General features: G+C 53.1%; 17 protein-coding genes. 10 read left to right on the top strand and 7 right to left on the bottom strand.

The genetic code is table 11. From position 1 onward, the window contains the following. Positions 1–38: 38 nt before the first annotated feature. The 3 genes from DFR47_RS05910 to DFR47_RS05900 all read left to right on the top strand — a co-directional run bounded on the left by DFR47_RS05910 (position 39) and on the right by DFR47_RS05900 (position 2,119). Entirely contained in the window at positions 39–950 is a 912-nt protein-coding gene (locus tag DFR47_RS05910) for a DMT family transporter (RefSeq protein WP_113943482.1), read from the top strand. Then, positions 947–1,579 carry a TetR/AcrR family transcriptional regulator gene (locus DFR47_RS05905; RefSeq protein WP_113943481.1) on the top strand — a complete coding sequence of 211 codons (633 nt, stop codon included), beginning with the start codon at positions 947–949 and terminating at the stop codon, positions 1,577–1,579. The genes DFR47_RS05910 and DFR47_RS05905 overlap by 4 nt, the downstream gene beginning before the upstream one ends. Positions 1,580–1,696: 117 nt before the next feature. After that, a complete protein-coding gene (locus DFR47_RS05900) occupies positions 1,697–2,119 on the top strand; it encodes a DoxX family protein (RefSeq protein ID WP_113943480.1) in 423 nt (140 codons plus the stop codon). On the opposite strand, the gene DFR47_RS05895 is transcribed toward DFR47_RS05900, so the two are convergent. Together DFR47_RS05895 and DFR47_RS05890 are read right to left on the bottom strand one after the other, a co-directional pair. After that, positions 2,120–2,485, bottom strand: coding sequence for a winged helix-turn-helix domain-containing protein (locus tag DFR47_RS05895; protein WP_113943479.1), 366 nt, complete (start codon positions 2,483–2,485; stop codon positions 2,120–2,122). A gap of 138 nt (positions 2,486–2,623) precedes the next feature. Further along, positions 2,624–3,178 carry a cupin domain-containing protein gene (locus tag DFR47_RS05890; protein ID WP_113943478.1) on the bottom strand — a complete coding sequence of 185 codons (555 nt, stop codon included), beginning with the start codon at positions 3,176–3,178 and terminating at the stop codon, positions 2,624–2,626. A gap of 193 nt (positions 3,179–3,371) precedes the next feature. Here DFR47_RS05890 and aptA point away from each other — a divergent pair, with 193 nt between their 5' ends. Further along, positions 3,372–4,703, top strand: coding sequence for an omega-aminotransferase AptA (gene aptA, locus DFR47_RS05885; RefSeq protein WP_113943477.1), 1,332 nt, complete (start codon positions 3,372–3,374; stop codon positions 4,701–4,703). A gap of 60 nt (positions 4,704–4,763) precedes the next feature. Here aptA and DFR47_RS05880 read toward each other — a convergent pair whose 3' ends face one another. The 4 genes from DFR47_RS05880 to DFR47_RS05865 all read right to left on the bottom strand — a co-directional run bounded on the left by DFR47_RS05880 (position 4,764) and on the right by DFR47_RS05865 (position 10,595). After that, on the bottom strand, positions 4,764–5,744 hold the full coding sequence (locus tag DFR47_RS05880) for a purine-nucleoside phosphorylase (RefSeq protein ID WP_113943936.1): 981 nt from the start codon (positions 5,742–5,744) through the stop codon (positions 4,764–4,766). A gap of 324 nt (positions 5,745–6,068) precedes the next feature. Next, positions 6,069–8,861 (bottom strand): TonB-dependent receptor, encoded by a 2,793-nt coding sequence (locus tag DFR47_RS05875; RefSeq protein ID WP_170137450.1) that lies wholly within the window; start codon positions 8,859–8,861, stop codon positions 6,069–6,071. 114 nt (positions 8,862–8,975) lie between these two features. Then, positions 8,976–9,947: a FecR family protein gene (locus DFR47_RS05870; protein ID WP_113943475.1), complete on the bottom strand. Its 972-nt coding sequence runs from the start codon at positions 9,945–9,947 to the stop codon at positions 8,976–8,978. A 99-nt stretch (positions 9,948–10,046) separates the two neighbouring features. Then, complete coding sequence (locus DFR47_RS05865) at positions 10,047–10,595, bottom strand: RNA polymerase sigma factor (RefSeq protein WP_147245498.1); 549 nt, start codon at positions 10,593–10,595, stop codon at positions 10,047–10,049. A 272-nt stretch (positions 10,596–10,867) separates the two neighbouring features. Here DFR47_RS05865 and ppaT point away from each other — a divergent pair, with 272 nt between their 5' ends. The 6 genes from ppaT to DFR47_RS05835 are packed head-to-tail and all read left to right on the top strand — an operon-like array spanning position 10,868 to position 17,013. After that, complete coding sequence (gene ppaT / locus DFR47_RS05860; protein ID WP_245416464.1) at positions 10,868–11,977, top strand: pyridoxamine--pyruvate transaminase; 1,110 nt, start codon at positions 10,868–10,870, stop codon at positions 11,975–11,977. A 24-nt stretch (positions 11,978–12,001) separates the two neighbouring features. Beyond that, positions 12,002–13,651: an ABC transporter substrate-binding protein gene (locus tag DFR47_RS05855; protein WP_113943473.1), complete on the top strand. Its 1,650-nt coding sequence runs from the start codon at positions 12,002–12,004 to the stop codon at positions 13,649–13,651. Beyond that, on the top strand, positions 13,652–14,629 hold the full coding sequence (locus DFR47_RS05850; RefSeq protein WP_113943472.1) for an ABC transporter permease: 978 nt from the start codon (positions 13,652–13,654) through the stop codon (positions 14,627–14,629). It begins immediately after the preceding gene. After that, the gene (locus DFR47_RS05845; RefSeq protein WP_113943471.1) at positions 14,626–15,456 is read left to right on the top strand and encodes an ABC transporter permease; all 831 of its coding nucleotides are present in this window, start codon (positions 14,626–14,628) and stop codon (positions 15,454–15,456) included. Before DFR47_RS05850 ends, DFR47_RS05845 begins: the two co-directional genes overlap by 4 nt. After that, complete coding sequence (locus tag DFR47_RS05840) at positions 15,449–16,243, top strand: ABC transporter ATP-binding protein (protein ID WP_113943470.1); 795 nt, start codon at positions 15,449–15,451, stop codon at positions 16,241–16,243. Before DFR47_RS05845 ends, DFR47_RS05840 begins: the two co-directional genes overlap by 8 nt. After that, complete coding sequence (locus DFR47_RS05835; protein WP_113943469.1) at positions 16,240–17,013, top strand: ABC transporter ATP-binding protein; 774 nt, start codon at positions 16,240–16,242, stop codon at positions 17,011–17,013. Before DFR47_RS05840 ends, DFR47_RS05835 begins: the two co-directional genes overlap by 4 nt. Here DFR47_RS05835 and DFR47_RS05830 read toward each other — a convergent pair. Beyond that, positions 16,988–17,887 (bottom strand): LysR family transcriptional regulator, encoded by a 900-nt coding sequence (locus tag DFR47_RS05830; RefSeq protein ID WP_113943468.1) that lies wholly within the window; start codon positions 17,885–17,887, stop codon positions 16,988–16,990. The genes DFR47_RS05835 and DFR47_RS05830 overlap by 26 nt on opposite strands. Between the last annotated feature and the right edge of the window lie 50 nt (positions 17,888–17,937).

The following is a 17,937-nucleotide window of genomic DNA, read 5'->3' as shown; positions in this document are numbered from 1 at the left end:
ATGATATTGACGTGGTAAATTGAAAGACAGGTCACATTATGAATCCAAAACTTGCCGCCGCACTCGCTACCATTCTGTGGGGCTTCACCTATATTGTTTCATCCAATATGCTGCCGCATAATCCGGTTTTTATCGGTGCTGTCCGCGCATTAGGTGGCGGTATTCCACTGCTGCTTTTTGCCCGCACCATGCTGCCGCGTGAGTGGTGGTGGAAAATTGTTGTGCTTGGCACGCTGAATGCCGGTCTGTTCTTTGGCCTGATTTTTGTAGCAGCACTGCGCTTGCCCGGCGGGGTGGCTGCAACCATTCAGGCGCTGGGGCCGCTTTTCACTATTCTTCTGGCATGGCCTTTGATGCAGGTTATCCCGACCGGTCATAAGATTTTCAGCGTCTTGCTTGGTGCTGTTGGCGTCAGCCTTGTTGTGCTGCGCGGGGGCGTGCAGATGGATATGATTGGTGTGCTGGCAGGCTTAGGCGCGGCATTGTCCGTGGCGCTGGGTGGTATCTATGTTCATAAATGGGGACGCCCGTGTTCACTGCTTGCTTTTACCGGCTGGCAGCTGGTTGTCGGTGGTGTTGAACTGGCAATTCTCGCGGTGATTTTTCAGGATATTCCGTCTTCTGTTACGCTTATCAACTTTACCGGCTTTGTTATTCTCGCCTTGTTCCTGACCGCGCTGGCTTTTGCTTTATGGTTCCGCGGTATTGAAGGTGCTGGCCCGTCAGCCGTTGCACCATTCTTCTTGCTCGCTCCGGTCACAGCCTTCATTATGGATGCGACATTCAACAATATGGTGCCAAGCTGGTTGCAGCTCGGTGGGATTATGCTGGTACTGGGTAGTCTGCTTTATGGTCAGTTGGTGGATCGCCGGTCTTTCCGTCCTGCCCATCACCATAAAATCACCGGTGCTGACAAGAAGGCAGAGAAACTGCCGGAGGCTGCTGAATGAATGAGATAAAGCCTGTCCGGATTACCCGCCGCGGCATCGAGCGGCGGGAGCAGATCAGAACCATCGCTGCGGCTTTGTTTCTGGAGCACGGCTATGAAGGTGTGTCGGTTGACGAAATTATGCGGCAGGCCGGTGGCTCGAAGACCAATCTCTATAATCATTTCGGCGATAAAGAAGGTCTGTTCATGGCGGTTATCTCGCAAATGAGCGAGACCTTCACCCACGGTATCAAAGATCTTGATGTGTCAAAGCTACCGCTCAAAGACGGGCTGGAGCGGCTTGGCAGGCAGCTATTGTCGGTGTTGATGCAGGAGCATCATGTGGCGTTTCAGCGACTGGTAATAGCGGAATCCGGCCGGTTTCCGGCGATTGCCAAAACATGGTTCGAGAAGGGGCCGCAAATGGCACGGCATTATTTTGCCAAAACCATTGCGCCGCATATTGAAAACGGTAGTCTGCGGCAGGGTGATGCTCATGTGATGGCGACGCATTTTCACGATATGATTGTTGAAAACCTGCTCAGTCAGGCACTGCTTGGTCAGCATGTGGATGAAGCCATGCAGCACCAGGCTGTGGAGGATGCATTACAAACCCTGCTTTACGGCTGGCAGGCACGCATCAATGCATAATCGCATTTCTGTTTTGCGCTGAATAATCAGAAACAACTTGTTCAATTGATCGGGCGCATTCCGGTGTGAAAAACACATAGCACGTGTTGCCGGAGATGCGTTGCGCGGAGGAAAACCATGAACCCGAACTGGATTTGCCAGCTACTGTCGATGCCTGTCATTCAGCTTTTAGCGCGTATTTTGCTGACCATTACATTCTGGCTCAGCGGTCTGGCCAAGCTGTTCGACTTTCCGGCAACCATCGCGGAAATGGCTGCGAATGGTCTGCCTGCTCCGGCTTTATTCGCCGCGCTGACTATTGCTGTGCAGTTGATCGGTTCTGCTCTGGTGATCTGGGGTGGCTCACTTGTCTGGCTCGGTGCCGGTGCATTGGGCGTTTTCACGGCGGCCACCATTCCGGTGTCTCATGCGTTCTGGCGGGCAGAGGGTGCGGAAGCGATCGCGAAAATGCATGTGGCGGTTGAGCATCTGTCCGTGATCGGCGGGCTCATCATTGTTGCCATTCTGCATGTTCTTGTACCGCAGCTGCGGCGCAAATAATCAGTCCTGCTTGGCGCGGTTGCTGTCCAGCCATGCGAGATCATCGTGCAGAGCGTCCGTGAGTGTGGCTTCCATCTGACGGAACCGGTGGATCAGTTCTTCTCCGAAAGGCGTGAGCACTGCACCGCCGCCTTGTTTGCCACCGCGTTGCGAGGTGACAGAGGGCTCACTGAACATGCTGTTCAGCGCATCAACCAGTTGCCATGCACGGCGATAGGACATATCCATAGCGCGACCGGCTGCGGAGATTGAGCCGGTTTCGCGGATATGCTCAAGGAGCTGGATTTTACCGCGCCCCAATCGTGCTTTCTCCGGAAAATCAATGCGCAGCACCGGCTTCAGTAGGTTGGTGTCTTGATGTGCCATGATCGGTTCTCCTGATGAGCGTCAAACTGAATGTTAGAGCATAATTCCTTAAACTCGGATCAGTTGAAGGTAAAATTATGCTCTCATTTTAAAGTGCTAGAGCGACCTTGTGTAGTGCCAAGTCTGGCACACAACGCTCTAGAAAGTCGGCGGTGTACAGGCGCTGATGACATCGCAGGCAACCGGTCCCACACAGCGAAAGCGGTGCGGACGGCGGCTTTCAAAATAATAGCCGTCACCGGGGCCGAGAATTCGCCGTTCGCTGTCCACTGTGACTTCCAGACGACCGGCAATAATAATACCGCCTTCTTCCCCTTCATGCACCAGTGGTACTTTGCCGGTATCTGCACCCGGCTCATAGCGCTCTTTCAGAATTTGCAAAGCACGCCCGAACAGATTGTCACCCAATTGGCGGAATGAAATCTTACCCTTGCCGATTTCGACAAACTCTTCCGACTGATAAAATGCTTTTTGCGGCATATCCGGCTGCAAAGCAAAAAACTCAGACATACCAATAGGTAGGCCGTCGAGAATGCGTTTTAAAGCACCAACGGAAGGATTTGTCTGGTTAGCTTCAATCAGCGAAATGGTGGCATTGGTGACGCCGGTGCGCTTTGCCAGTTCGCGCTGGGACAGACCGGATTTTTCACGAATAAAGCGGAGGCGGCCGCCAATATCAATCTCACTGCTCATAAGGCAATCCTCCGTGCTGTTATTGTTGTTAAATATTTTAAACAATCTACTTATTTTGTTAATCAGATCAAGGGGATAATTCCACAAAGAAATAGACTTGTTTCGCTCCCCGAAGCATGGCCAACTTAACGTCATATAGCAGGGAGAGGTCAGTTTTTTATTGCTGAAAAACTGTGCCGTTGAGGAGTGAGTTATGGCTGATTTATCCAATAGTCCGAAACTGGATAGTTTCTGGATGCCGTTTACGGCGAACCGTCAGTTTAAAGCGGCACCGCGTATGCTCGCAGCCGCAGAAGGTATGTATTATACCGATGTGGACGGTAATTCCGTGCTGGATGGTACAGCCGGTCTGTGGTGCGTGAATGCCGGTCATGGTCGCAAGCAGATTTCCTCAGCCGTGGAAAAGCAGCTTTCAACCATGGATTTCGCGCCTACCTTCCAGATGGGGCACAATATTGCGTTTGATTTTGCCACCCGTCTTGGTGAAATTGCACCGCGCGGTGATGGCAAAATTCTCGACCGCGTTTTCTTCACCGGTTCCGGTTCAGAATCCGTTGATACAGCTCTGAAAATTGCGATTGCCTATCAGCGTGCGATTGGTCAGGGCACCCGTACCCGCGTGATCGGCCGTGAGCGCGGCTATCATGGTGTGGGTTTTGGCGGTATTTCTGTGGGTGGTCTGGTCAATAACCGCCGTGTGTTCCCGCTGCTGCCGGGTGCAGACCATCTGCGTCATACCCATGATCTTGAGAAGAACGCTTTCAGCAAAGGTCAGCCGGAACACGGCGCAGAGTTGGCGGATGATCTGGAGCGCATGGTTGCACTGCATGGTGCGGAAACCATTGCCGCTGTGATCGTGGAGCCGCTGGCCGGTTCAACCGGTGTGCTGGTGCCGCCAAAAGGTTATCTGGATCGCCTTGCTGCTATTGCCAAAAAACACGGTATTCTGCTGATTTTTGATGAAGTGATCACCGGTTTCGGTCGTCTTGGTGCGCCATTTGCGTCAGATTATTTCGGTGTAACGCCGGATCTGATCACCACCGCAAAGGGCCTGACCAACGGTGCCATTCCGATGGGCGCTGTTTTTGCCAGCCGTCATATTTATGATGGTCTGATGCACGGGCCTGAAGGCGCGATTGAGCTGTTCCACGGCTACACCTATTCCGGTCATCCGGTGGCTTGTGCTGCGGGTATTGCAACACTGGATGTTTATGCCGAAGAGGGGCTGTTGACCCGCGCGGCTGATCTTGCCGATGACTGGCAGGAAGCCATGCATTCGCTGAAATCCGCGAAAAATGTGATTGATATCCGTACACTCGGTCTGGTGGCCGGTATTGAATTGTCCTCCCGTGACGGTGCCGTGGGCGCGCGCGCCTATGATGTGTTTGTTGATTGCTTTAAGAAGGGGCTGCTGATCCGTGTGACCGGCGATGTGATTGCCCTTTCACCACCGCTGATTGTCAGCAAAGAGGAAATCGCCAAGATCGTCTCGATCCTTGGTGATGCAATCAACCGCGCATCGTGATTTTATAAGACATGAAAAAGCCCCCGAAGATGATCTCTTCGGGGGCTTTTTTTTGTTCGATTATTTCGCGCTATCAGTCTGCGGCGCTTCCTGCCATTTATCCCAGCCGGTCAGAATAGTCTGGGTATAGGCTTTGCCGATGCGGTAGGCATTGGTCGTGGCCAGTTTGAAACCGCCGGATTCTGATTTCAGCGATTCCAGAGCGGTCTGATCTTCACCCTGACGGTCGAAATTCGATGCGGTACGCAGCAGAGCAATACGGTCGAAATCCAGTTTACCGGCCTCGGATGCACGTTTCAGCGCGGTCAGCGTGGCATTGTCTTCCATCTGTGAGGTGCAATAGGTCGCTTTGCCATCGGTGAGCAGTTCAACCCATTTTTCCATGAACAGAGCCATTTTAACGCCATGCCAGTAGGTGTCGCTGGAAAGCGTGTCGCAGATGCTGACAATCGGCGCGCCGGTTGCAATATCGCCTTTGTAATGTTTGCGATAGGCTTTGGCGCCGTCACCATCCAGCAGTTCCACATCTTTGGTCACACGGAAAGCATAGTCGGTCAGCTTGGCATTGAGAGCATAAACTTCTGTACCGGCAGACCATTTGGCTGTTTCTGTCGGGTTTTCAGCACCCAGTGCAAAAGAACCGGTTTCCCATGTATCAGGCACTTCACTCTGGTCAATACGGTGGTTGAGGTCAGCATCAACGGCAAATTTTGCCCAGTGAGCGGAGCCGAGTGTGCCGTGTTTCGGATCAACACCGGCAATACCGGCAATCAGAAAATAGGTTTTGGAGAGATCGAATTTCTCGCTGAGCGCCATGGCCGATACTGAGCTTGCCGCATTGGCAAAGCCCATGGCGGTTGTCGTATGGCACAGGCCTTCATCGGTGCAGTCAACATTCGGATATTCAGGATTAAGACCGGCCAGCTTGATCTGCTGGGTGAATTTTTCGCCCTCAATCCAAGGCTTGGCTTCCTGACCGAACATGGTGATGACCATGACTTTCGGTGCGATTTTAGCGCCGTCCTGAGCCTGTACAGGCATTGTCAGTGCGGCAGAAAAAGTAACAGCGGTGAGGGCAGAAGCGGAAAGAAGAAGCGAGCGCAATTCTGGAATACCTTTGATGATATGACGCTAGAGCATAATTTTAGAGTGTTAGAGCGACCTTTGTGTGGCAAGTCTGGCACACGGCGCTCTAGTCAGTCTCATGGCAGACAGGTTGCATTGCGCGATCATAAAGAGATCAGGCTCTGCCGTTTTGCCGGCTGGTTAGAAACTGATCTTGCGCCTTTTACGTCATTTCATTCCGTATGGGAACTCGGAATTCCGGTTATACAGGCCGGAGATTGGCTCTCTGGCCTGTGTTTATCAGAATTTTGCGGTCAGACTGGCGCGGAATGTCCGCCCCGGTGAGGGCATCAGGCCGAGTGTCAGCGCATCCATGTAATAAACATCGGTGAGGTTATCGATGTTGAAATCAAAGGTTGTATCGTCGTTGATCTTATAGCTCGCGAAGATATCCACCAAGGTATATTGGCTCCACTCGATACCGGCGGTATAGCCGCCGCTGGTGGCATTGCCGAGTTCAGTAGCGCGTTTTCCGGTATAGGTGACACGACTACCTACAGTCAGAGCCTCATCTAGCCAGCGTGTGCCCAGAGTGACCGAGCCGGATTTTTTTGGCGGCAGATGCATTTGTGCATAGCCGCTCGGCACACCACCGCCAAAACAATTTGGTCGCAATGGCGAGTTGGTTTGTTCAGTGGTGCAGAACTCGGTTCCGGTATAATAGATGCCGGAGGCCTCACCGAAGAACCAGCCATTGTCATAGCGGGCTGAAATTTCATAGCCTTTGAACTTTGCATAATCCAGATTACGCATGGTCGTGGAGCCGATATTCTCACCCGGTTTATTTTCAATCGTGCGGGTGAGGTAATTATCAATGTGATTGTTGAAATAAGCGACTTTGAAGCGCAGTTCATCACCACCGTCAAACACGCTGTCGAGTTTGAGATTGGAGCCGAATTCCCAATTTTTGGCATGTTCCGGTTTGAGTGTCAGCAGCGGTGAAGCATCAAAAGACCAGCCTGATGTTGTTTCAAACAGGTTCGGTGCGCGGATCGCCTCTGCGTAGCGGGTGTAGAATTGCAGCCCGTCCAGCGGTTCGATCGTCACCGCAGCAATCGGCGCAAAGCCGGAACTCTTTTCTTCATTGTTCAGATAATAGGCATCTGCCGGATTTTTCGTCGGAATACGGGTCAGGGCATTATCGTAGCTATGGGTTTTGGTATAACGCAGCGTGCCGTCAAATTTCAGCCAGTCGAGCGGTTTCCATTCACCGGAAATGAAGCCGCTGGTTTCTTTGCGCCAGCCGTCACGGGCATTCAGCGTGCCGCCATCCGGTGTGTTAGGGCGGTGCTTTGACGGCGCCAGCGTCTCATAGGTGTAAGAGCCACCGTAATTCAGTGTTACATCACCCCAACGCGTATCGAACAAGGTCTCGTTGGAAAGATCGAAGCCGGTTCGTTTGGCGACATCCGAATAGCCTTGGGTATAGTCATCGCCGAAAAACTCATAAGGCGTGCGGATATCGGTTTCGGTTTTGGTATGCCAGAGATTGGCGGTGAGATTGATCAGATCATTATTATCCGGCTTCCAGTTATAGCGCGCGGTATAGGTATCGACATCCACATCGCTGAGCGGTGCCTGCACTGCACCTTCACCGCGAATAATAACAGAAGGCATCAGCTCACCGAATTTGCTCTGATATTTCATATAACCGAGATCAAGCGTGTGGCCGCCTTCCAGCATGAATTTGCCTTTGAGCAGATAAGACGTGTTGTCCTGCGAGGTATTCAGCACTTCTTCGCCTGCACGGTAGCGGTTCAGACCATCAAGCGCGAAGGATGTTGTCTCAATCCATGTGTCCGGCCGTCCGCCACGACCAGGCCGCACAACGCGGTTGACGGTCTTTTTGATCCGCGGTGTTTCACCCCGTGTTCCTGCATGGTAGTTGCCGATCTTTCGGCGGGTATAGGCAGCAACGAGTTCAAAATTCTCCCAGCGCTTGGCAAAGGCAACACTGCCGGAGCCGGAGCTTGGCTCCAGCACCGCAGGACGGTCAAAACCTGTCTTGCTGCCAAATTTGCTCATATCCATTTTGGCAACATCATCCGGTATCGGCTGGATTACGCAGGTCGTATTACAACCGGTGATGTAGGATTTGGTCACGCCATAGAGGCCGCCCGTGGTGCCTTCCGGCGGTGGGGATGAGGTGTTGCTCATCAGGCTGCCGCGCACCCGCCAGCCCGTATCCTGCCCGTCCTTGATGATGTCATCAGCTGTGAGGGTGCGCATAACAGCGACACCGCCGGTGGCACCCACACCATAGACACCGGCAGAAGGGCCTTTGACAATCTCCACGCCGCCTATCATATCCGGATCAACATAGTTGCGCGATGCCACACCGGAATAACCGCGATAAACAGTGTTTTGCTGCTGTGCACCATCAATCACCACCGGCACACGGCCAAAGCCCTGCATACCGCGAATATTAATATCGATGGCACCGCTATTGCGGTTGTCGCCGGTCATAATACCGGCCTGACCTTTGAGAAAGTCACCGGTAGATGTACCGCGAAACAGCTCGATTTTTTCCTGTGACAGATAGGTGGACGAGCCGGGGCTGGAATAAGTGGCATCCGCCGCAGCGATGGCGCTGTTTCCGGCAATGGTGATGGTGTTGAGGGTGATTGCACCTTCCGGCACGCTGCCTGCATTGCCCGTTGCTGCCGGTGAAGGCGCATTGAGGGTCACAGACGTCGGCGAGGTGAAATGATAGCTGATACCGCTGCCTGACAATAGCTGGCTGAGGGCGGCTTCTGCAGACATGGTGCCTTTGACGCCGTTGGTGGAGAGCCCGCGGGTAACAGACGCATCATAGACAAGACGGATGCGGGAGGTGTCGGCGAAGCGGTTAAGCGCTGTGGTGAGATTGCCGGATGCAATGGCATAGCTGAAACTGGCGCTTTGCTGGGCTGCAACAGGGGCAGAGCCATAAAGTAAAACGCCACCGGATAAAGCGGCAATGGCTGCCGAATTCAGCAGTAAAGCTGTCAGAAATTGTGAAGGGCGCAAACCGGCATTCATCCGCGTGGTCATACTGTCAAATTCCGCTGTAAATCTGTGCAACAGGCACATTCATAACGGTAGACGAACGAGCACTTTAAAACCGGATATAAATAATCATCTTTTTATGAAAATATTTTACTGCACTCAGCGATGCAGCAAAATCAGATAATTACTGAGCCGTGTGGAGCGGATATTCAGGGCACTTTCCAGATCATTGATAACCGTTGATGTGTTTTTCGTATCAAAAACGCCGCTCACACGCTGGTCGCGGATTTCCGGATCGGTGATGCGGATCAGCCCTGCATGGTAGCGGTTGAGTTCATTGATAACATCACCAAGCGGCTGGTCTGTGACCATCAGCTTGCCGCGCCGCCATGCGGTTGCGCTATCGGCGTCAATTGTGCTGATTGAGGAGACCGAACTACGGGTGAAATGTGCCGTCTCATCTGCATTGAGCACTGTTGCCGGTGCATGATCAGCACTGCCTTTGATCGCGACCTTACTCTCCAGCACGGTCACTTCAGTGCTTTGCGGTTCCTGACGCACAGCATAAATGGTGCCGAGCGCTGTGGCTTCCCCCTCATTGGTTTCCACACGGAACGGACGGGTTTTATCGGCGGCAACGGTGAACAATGCTTCGCCTTTCAGCAGGCGTATTCTGCGCTCTTGCGGCGTGTAGAGAACTTCAAGTGCGGTAGCCGTGTTTAGCTCCGCAGTAGAACCATCGGGCAGGGTAACACGCTCGCTTTGTCCTTTGGCGGTATAGATATCGGCCTGCATTCGGGTCGGCACATCATAAAGATAGGCGCCTGAAAGTGCGAGTGCTGCGAATAATCCAGCGGCGGCAACGGACTGCCATCGGGTGAAAACAGAACGGCGCTGAGGTGCAGTTTTGGCAGGGAGCGGGATGACATTATTCTGCATTGCCGGTTTTGGCAGCAACGCAGTCTCATACCAAATACCGGATACTTCATGATAGACAGCACGATGCCGTGCGCTGGCGGCAAGCCAGTCGTCAAAGGCACGCTGATCCGCGCCAGAAAGCGCATTGTCTTCCTGTCGGGCAAACCACAGAGCCGCTTGCTCAAGGATATGATGCTCTGTTGTGTCTCTCATAAAAGGTTCTGTTTCATTCCCTGTGATCGTGATGTTGATAGGCTTCCTGTTGAGTAGACGAATGAGAACGGCAAATTCCTCATTGATTTATAAAAATAATTATCCACGCTCCCGCATCCGCCTTGTACAATGTGCCGTTGCGGCAGCAAGATGTTTCTCTACGGCACTTCTGGTAATATTCATGCGGGTGGCAATTTCTGCATGAGACAGCTCGTCAAAACGCCGTAAAATGAAACATTCGCGACAGCGCGGCGGCAGTTCATCAATCGCTTCCTGCAGGATTTTCAGGCGCTGTCGCGCGATCAGCTGGTCTTCGGCATTTTGGGTATCCGCTGCAATATCCGGCACTTCTGCTGTGCTGAAACGCTCACGGGTGCGGCGTAACTTGCGAAAATGATCGGTCACCAGATTGTTGAGAATACGAAACAGGAAAGCGCGCATATTGCGCAGCTCGGAACTGTCGCTGTTGACAGCACGTAAATAGGTTTCCTGCACCAAATCTTCAGCCAATACCGTGTCTCCGGTTCTGGAGCGGGCAAAATTATGCAATTCACGATAATGACCGGCACTGTCCGGTGCCGCATCTTCGTGCTTTACAATTTTGCTTTGGCCGTTGTTATGCGGCGCATCGGGGTCCGAAAAATCCATGCCGCTCTGAAAATGAAAAATACTGATCAAAGCCGCTTATATAAAATATGATTTTTATAATCAAGTTAATTGCCGGTACAAATTCGGGTGAAAATCAGGCATGCAGACTGAGATGAATATCTATGCGTATAAAATTTATGCAGCAGAGTATTTCCGTAAATCGCAGGAAAAGAAAATCAGATTTCAATAAATCCGGATCGTGGAAAATTATCCCTCTTGGAGAAGCACAAAACCGCTCCTATGATGCTGTTTTTCAACAGGTCAATGCCACCATGCTTCACGTGCCTGCCTATATGCTCACAACCGGTCCGGTGCCTGCCTATCCGGAGGTGCTGCGCGCATTGGGGCAGCCGGTTTTCTATGACTATACGGATGCATTTCAGGCATTTTATCAAAGCGTGATTGAGAAGCTGGCGCAGGTCATGCGCACCGGTAACCAGCCGGTGATTATGCAGGGCGAGGCTATTCTCGGCATTGAGGCTGCTGCTGCGGGTCTAATCGCCCGTGAGGATGTGGTGCTTAATCTGGTATCGGGCGTTTATGGCAAGGGCTTCGGGCCTTGGGCAGCACGCTATGGCCGTGAAGTTATTGAACTGGCAGTGGATTATGATGATATAATTGATCCGCAGGCTGTAGAGGCCGCAATTAAACAGCGCCCTGACATCAGCATTATTGCAGTTTGCCATCACGATACGCCCTCGGGTACGCTCAATCCTCTGGCGGAGATCGGTGCGATTGCAGCACGTCACGGCGCTTATCTGATTGTTGATGCGGTCTCATCTTTTGGCGGCATGGATGTGCATCCTGAAACTGTGCATGCGGATATTTTCATTACATCACCGTCCAAATGTCTGGGCAGCACACCGGGGCTGACGCTGGCGGCAGTGAGTGATCGTGCATGGCAAAAAATGGCCTCTAACCCGGATGCGCCACGGGCATCTTTTCTGAGTCTTCTGGACTGGAAAGAGGCATGGCGTGCTGGCAATGCTTTTCCGGTAACGCCGTCGGTTGCAGAAATTTATGCTCTCAATGCTGCGCTTGATCTTTATCTGGCGGAGGGCGCTTCCAGCGTCTGGACGCGTCATGCCAAGACAGCTCAAATCGCCCGTGAAGGTATCAAAGCGCTGGGGTTGAAATTATGGCCGCGTCAGGAAGCTTATGTATCACCGACTGCGACAGTGTTTAAAGTGCCAAATGGTATCAGCGATGTGGCTTTGCGTGATCTGATGCTGCGCGACCATGATGTGCTGGTATCGCTTGGCCGCAAGGATACAGCTGGCAAGGTTTTGCGCATCGGTCATATGGGGGCATCTGCGCAACCGGAATTCGCAGTAAAAGCGGTTGAGGCTTTGGCCGCTGCATTGAAAAAGCTTAAGATTTAAGCGGTTACAGAGGGACAGGTTATTATGACAAGATTGACGCTTAACCGACGCGCGCTGCTGGCAGGAACTGCCGGTCTTGCAGCATTGTACGTTCTGCCGCGTTTTGCTTTGGCGCAAAGTTCAACATCGCCACGCCGCGAAGCGGTTGTGCCCAATCGCGGCGGTCGTCTGGTGGTTGCGGCAGATAGCGAACCGGCTAATCTTAATCCGGCAATTGTCGCCTCCAATGGCGTGTTCTTTGTTGCCAGCAAAGTGATTGAGCAACTGGCCGAGCAGTCCTATGTGAATGTTGATCAGCCGGATGGTTTGAAGCCGCTACTGGCCACCAGTTGGGAAGGTGCGGCAGATGGCTTGTCTGCCACATTCAAATTGCGTGAAGGCGTGACATGGCATGACGGCAAGCCGTTCACCTCTGCCGATGTGGCATTCTCGGCGCTGGAGGTTTGGAAGAAACTGCAAAATCTCGGCCGCTCGGTTTTCAAAAATCTGGAAAGCGTTGAAACACCGGACGAGCATACTGCCGTCTTCCGCTTCTCCGAGCCGACACCGTTTCAGCTGATCCGTAATGCCCTGCCGGTAGTGACTTCAGTGCTGCCGAAGCATCTTTATGAAGGCACGGATATTGCCAAGAATCCGGCCAATGAGAAACTGGTAGGTACGGGGCCGTTTGTCTATGGCGATCATAAGCCGGGTGAATATTATCTGCTGAAACGCAATGAGAACTACTGGGACAAGCCAGCACCAGCACTGGATGAGATCATCTATCAGGTGCTGCCGGATCGTGCTTCTGCGGGTAATGCGCTGGAAGCCGATCAGATCCAGCTGGCTGCTTTCTCTGCTGTGCCACTGGCTGATCTGGAGCGAATTTCCAAAGTGCCGGGGTTGAAGGTCTATGCCGATGGTTATGAGGCGCTGACTTATCAGCTGAGTGTCGAACTTAATCATCGCCGCAAAGAACTCGCTGACCTGAAAGTGCGCCAAGCTATCGCCCATGCGATTGATAAGGACTTTGTAGTTAAGACGATTTTCCTCGGCTATGCAAAACCGGCGACAGGGCCGGTACCGGCTTTTGATACGGTATTTTATGCGCCGGATACGCAGCAATATGCATTTGATATTGCCAAGGCTGAAAGCCTGCTGGACGAAGCCGGTTATAAGAAGGGCGCTGACGGTTTCCGCTTGAAGCTGAAGCTGCTGCCTGCACCATTCTTCAATGAAACCAAGCAATTCGGCGATTATCTGCGTCAGGCTTTGGTGAAAATCGGCATTGATGCAGTGATTGTCGCCAATGATTCTCCGGCGCACCTCAAAGCGGTCTACACAGATCATGATTTTGATATCGCGGTGGCAACGCCGGTCTACCGTTCTGATCCGGCAATCTCGACAACGGTGCTGTTCCAGAGCGGCTTGCCTGCCGGTGCGCCTTTCACCAACCAATATGGCTATAAGAATGAGGCCGTCGATGTACTGATTGCCAAGGGCGCAGTGACTTTGGACGATGGGCTACGTGCAGGTATCTATAAGGATTTGCAGCGTCTGGTGGCAGAAGACCTGCCGCTGATCAATGTTGCGGATTTCTCGTTCATTACGGTTGCCAGCGAACGCGTGCAGAATGTCTCGGATAATCCGCGTTGGGCAGTTTCCGGCTGGGCGAATACCGGTTTGCAAGAGTAAATATCAGTGCCGTTTCTCCTCCGCCGTCTTGCCAGTATCCTTCCGGTTCTGGGTATTGTTCTGGTGGGTAGCTTCCTTATTCTGGAAGCTGCCCCCGGCGATGCCGTGGATGCTTATGTGGCGCAGATGGGCGGGGCAGATGCGCAGCAGCTTGAAGCTTTGCGTCAGTCATGGGGGCTGGATCAGGGGCCGTTGCAGCGGTTCTTTGCCTATGTCACGGCGCTGTTCTCCGGTGATTTCGGCTGGTCTTCGGCTTTTCAGCGTCCGGTGCTTGATGTCATTCTGGAGCGGCTGCCGGCAACATTACTGCTGATGGGCGTATCGACGTTTCTGGCATTTTTTGCCGGTTCTCTGCTCGGTATCGTGGCCGGTGCCAAACCGCATTCCAGGCGCGACCGGTTGTTATCGCTGACGTCACTGGCACTTTATGCCGTGCCGGGTTTCTGGCTGGGCTTGGTGCTGATCGTGATCTTCGGCGTGACATTGCGCTGGCTGCCAATCGGCGGGCTGGAAACCATTGCATCCGGCAAAACAGGGCTGGCCAGAGCAGCGGATATCAGCCGTCATCTGATCCTGCCGGTTACGGCACTTTCCAGTGTTTATCTCACGCTCTATCTGAGGCTGATGCGGGATCGCATGGCTGATCTGCATCAGGAAATGTTCGTGCAGGCGCTGAAAGCACGCGGTATTTCTTCGCGCCGCATCATCTGGCGACATATTGCCCGTAATGCCGTTTTACCGGTGGTGACAATGTTAGGTCTGCAGGCCGGTGTGATGCTCGGCGGCAGTGTGGTGATCGAGAGTGTCTTTGCCATTCCGGGCTTTGGTCGTCTGGCTGCAGAGGCCGTTGCCAAACGTGATACAGCCTTGTTGCTTGGTGTCATTTTGTTTGGTGCTTTCGCGGTGATCATTGCCAATCTGCTGGTTGATCTGGCCTATGCGCGGCTTGATCCGCGGGTGCGGAGCCAGCGCCAATGAAATTTTTTCAGAATTTGGACGGACAGGGTAAGGCCGGTATTGGTCTTCTGATACTTCTAGGACTAATGGCGCTGTCTGCACCTTTATTGTTTGCCGGTGATCCGCTGGCAATCGCCGGAGAACCGCTAATCCGGCCATTCACAAATTATGCCCATTGGCTCGGGACGGACCGGCTGGGGCGCGATGTGCTGGCAGGGCTGTTTCATGGCGCACGCACGACTTTGCTGGTGGCATTGAGTTCCGCCGCCGCTGCGCTGATTGCCGGTAGTCTGATCGGCACATTGGCTGGTTTTCTCGGCGGTTTTGCCGATAATGTTCTGATGCGGATCACTGAGGCGTTTCAGACTGTGCCGGGTTTTTTGCTGGCACTGGCGATGATCAATGTGCTGGGGCCAAGCATTCCGACGCTGATTATTGCAATCAGCATTGGTAGCTGGACGCAGGCTGCGCGGGTGACACGGGCTGAAGTGCTGTCTCTGCGCGAGCGCGATTTTGTCGCCGCTGCCCGCACGCTGGGGCAGGGGCCGTTCTCCATTGCTTTTCGGGAAATTCTGCCCAATGCTTTTGGGCCTGCGGCATCGCTGGCAGCCGTTTCGGTCGCTGCGGCTATTCTGATTGAAGCCTCATTGGCCTTTTTGGGCTTTGGCGATCCGAACAGCGTGACATGGGGCACGATGATTGCAGAAGGGCGCAGCGTGCTGCGCTCAGCTCCCTATCTCTCAATCATTCCCGGGCTGGCCTTGGTGGTCACCGTTCTTGCCGTGCATCTCACAGGACAGGCGCTGACGCGCCGCCCATCATCCGCGAGGGAGCGCAGCAATGTCTGAGGTCTTTCTTGTCGTAGAGGACTTAACGGTTCGCTATGGTGCGCAGCAGGTGTTGCAACCGGTCAGTTTTGAGCTAAAGCAAGGTGAAAGACTGGCACTGATTGGGGAGAGCGGTTCCGGTAAAACTACATTAGCCATGGCAATTGCCGGTCTCTTGCCTGCAAATGCTAAAACTGCCGGTACAATCCGCTTTTCTGCTTTAGCGCATGAGCCGCGTGCCGGTCGTGATATTGGTGTGGTGTTTCAGGATCCTGACGGCTCACTTGATCCGATGATGCGGGTGGGAGACCAGATCGCGGAAGTGATTGTCAAGCATCTTAAAACGTCTTGGGCTGAAGCTCGCCAAAGAGCCGCAGAATTAATGCAGCAGGTGCAGATTGCGGATAGTCAGCAGCGCTTACGTAGCTATCCGCATGAATTCTCCGGCGGGCAAAAACAGCGTATTGCCATTGCCGCGGCTTTGGCTGCAGAGCCGCAATTGCTGATTGCTGACGAGCCGACCAGTGCACTGGATACGGTGGTGCAAAATCATGTGGCGCAATTGCTGGATGGTCTGGTGCGGGCGCAAGGGTTGACAATGCTGTTTGTGACTCATGATATCGCGCTGGCTTCACAACTGGCCGATAGAATTGCCGTGCTTTATCGCGGGAGACTGGTGGAGCTCGGCACGGTTGAACAGGTAATCACCGCGCCGCAGCATGATTATACCAAAGCTTTGCTGGCAACTCATATCGGGCTGGACTGGGAAAAGCAGCCGCACCTGCCTGAGATTGACGGTGTGTTATGAAAGAGGTTCTGCAGATTGCCGGTCTCAATAAGGCCTTTGGTAAAGACCCTTCAAAAGGCTTGAAAAATATCAATCTCACACTTCATGCCGGTGAGACACTGGCGCTGGTCGGGCGTTCCGGTTCTGGTAAAAGCACTTTGGCACGACTGATTATGCGTTTGAACGAACCGGATAGCGGTAAGATCATTCTCAGCGGCACCGATATTACCGCTCTTCAGGGCAGCGCGCTGCGGGAAAAACGGGCTGCATTCCAGATGGTGTTTCAGGACTCTCTGGCGGCTTTTAACCCGCGCCATACGATCAGCCAGATTTTGCGGGTAGCTTTGGTTCTGCATGGTAGTCAGCAGCACACGAACCAGCAAATTGCTGAAGTCTTGCAACGGGTTGGCCTGACAGCGGATATGGCTGACCGCTACCCGCGTGAACTCTCCGGTGGTCAGCGCCAGCGTGTGGCGATTGCCCGTGCGCTGTTGTGCAAGCCTGATCTGATCGTAATGGATGAACCGGTATCAGCTTTGGACGTATCCGTGCGTGCAAGAATCCTTAATCTGCTGGCCGATTTACAGCGCGAAAATGGCATTGCTTATCTGTTCATCTCGCATGATCTGGCATTGGTACGGGCTTTTTGTGAGCGGATGTTGGTGTTGCATGAGGGCGAGATTGTTGAGCATGGTGTGCCGGATGAGGTACTGCAAAACCCGCAAACGGAGCCGACGCGGGAACTTGTCGATGCTGTACCAAAACTTATAACTGAATTCTGCAAATCTTAACGGCGAAATCAATGAAGTGCCGCAGAGCAGGCAGAATGCGTCCGCTTTTCCGGTAGAACAGATGCACCGGCACCGCCGGTAATTCATAGTCCGGCAGCAGGCGGATCAGTTCGCCGGAGCGGATCATATCCTCAACCATATAATGATGCAGGGAAACAATGCCTGTGCCTTGGCAGGTAGCCTGCCGCATGGCTGATGTATCATTGAGGCGCAGCACTGTGCGCATTGCCACTTCCTGATGATCTCTGAATGTCAGTCTGTTCGGATGGCGGCGCATTGTATGGGCAATCAGATAATGTTCGCTCAGATCGTCCGGTTGTTGCGGGTGACCGTGGCGCTCTAAATAGGACGGTGCGGCACAGAGCCAATAGGCCGTCTTGCCGATGGAGCGCTGGATCAGACCGGCAGTGCCTTGCATGGTCATGCCGAAAATCAGATCAATATTTTCCTGTTCAATATCCGGAAAGCGCTCAGCCAGCTCCAGATCAAGGGTGATATGCGGAAAGCGGCTGGTAAATTCGTGTAAATGCGGCAGCAGGAATTGTGTGGCCAGCGGACGTGCCGCAACAACACGTAAAGTACCGGATGGCTCGCCACGCATTTCCGAAAGGTAACGGCTTTCCCGTTCGCTCAGGAGGCGTAATGTCTCGGCCGCATAATCTTTGAAAATCCGGCCTGCCGGTGTCAGCTGCATACGTCGTGTGGTGCGTTCAATCAGCCCCAGTTCCAGCTGGTTCTCCAGCATTGCCAGTTGTTTGCTGACGGCAGGAGCGGTGAGCCCAAGCTTTTTGGCGGCAGCAGCAATGCTGCCAGCCTCGGCAATATCCAGAAAAACTTGCATCTGCTGCGGTGAAACGCGAAAATTAGGTGACATCTATTCGTAACTTTTAGTTATGAAATCGTAATTTTAACAAGGCTTATGTT

The sequence above is a fragment of the Pseudochrobactrum asaccharolyticum genome (assembly GCF_003314995.1).
GTDB lineage: Bacteria > Pseudomonadota > Alphaproteobacteria > Rhizobiales > Rhizobiaceae > Pseudochrobactrum > Pseudochrobactrum asaccharolyticum.
The sequence above is the reverse complement of the archived record's forward strand: the minus strand, read 5'-3'. Positions and strand labels throughout refer to the sequence as shown.

Coding starts and splice junctions, on each gene's coding strand:
- DFR47_RS05900 (WP_113943480.1), top strand. CDS start 1,697: ATGAACCCGAACTGGATTTGCCAGCTACTGTCGATGCCTGTCATTCAG.
- DFR47_RS05880 (WP_113943936.1), bottom strand. CDS start 5,744: ATGCCTGTACAGGCTCAGGACGGCGCTAAAATCGCACCGAAAGTCATG.
- DFR47_RS05875 (WP_170137450.1), bottom strand. CDS start 8,861: ATGACCACGCGGATGAATGCCGGTTTGCGCCCTTCACAATTTCTGACA.
- DFR47_RS05870 (WP_113943475.1), bottom strand. CDS start 9,947: ATGAGAGACACAACAGAGCATCATATCCTTGAGCAAGCGGCTCTGTGG.
- DFR47_RS05905 (WP_113943481.1), top strand. CDS start 947: ATGAATGAGATAAAGCCTGTCCGGATTACCCGCCGCGGCATCGAGCGG.
- DFR47_RS05890 (WP_113943478.1), bottom strand. CDS start 3,178: ATGAGCAGTGAGATTGATATTGGCGGCCGCCTCCGCTTTATTCGTGAA.
- ppaT (WP_245416464.1), top strand. CDS start 10,868: ATGCTTCACGTGCCTGCCTATATGCTCACAACCGGTCCGGTGCCTGCC.
- DFR47_RS05840 (WP_113943470.1), top strand. CDS start 15,449: ATGTCTGAGGTCTTTCTTGTCGTAGAGGACTTAACGGTTCGCTATGGT.
- DFR47_RS05855 (WP_113943473.1), top strand. CDS start 12,002: ATGACAAGATTGACGCTTAACCGACGCGCGCTGCTGGCAGGAACTGCC.
- DFR47_RS05835 (WP_113943469.1), top strand. CDS start 16,240: ATGAAAGAGGTTCTGCAGATTGCCGGTCTCAATAAGGCCTTTGGTAAA.
- aptA (WP_113943477.1), top strand. CDS start 3,372: ATGGCTGATTTATCCAATAGTCCGAAACTGGATAGTTTCTGGATGCCG.
- DFR47_RS05845 (WP_113943471.1), top strand. CDS start 14,626: ATGAAATTTTTTCAGAATTTGGACGGACAGGGTAAGGCCGGTATTGGT.
- DFR47_RS05830 (WP_113943468.1), bottom strand. CDS start 17,887: ATGTCACCTAATTTTCGCGTTTCACCGCAGCAGATGCAAGTTTTTCTG.
- DFR47_RS05910 (WP_113943482.1), top strand. CDS start 39: ATGAATCCAAAACTTGCCGCCGCACTCGCTACCATTCTGTGGGGCTTC.
- DFR47_RS05895 (WP_113943479.1), bottom strand. CDS start 2,485: ATGGCACATCAAGACACCAACCTACTGAAGCCGGTGCTGCGCATTGAT.
- DFR47_RS05865 (WP_147245498.1), bottom strand. CDS start 10,595: ATGGATTTTTCGGACCCCGATGCGCCGCATAACAACGGCCAAAGCAAA.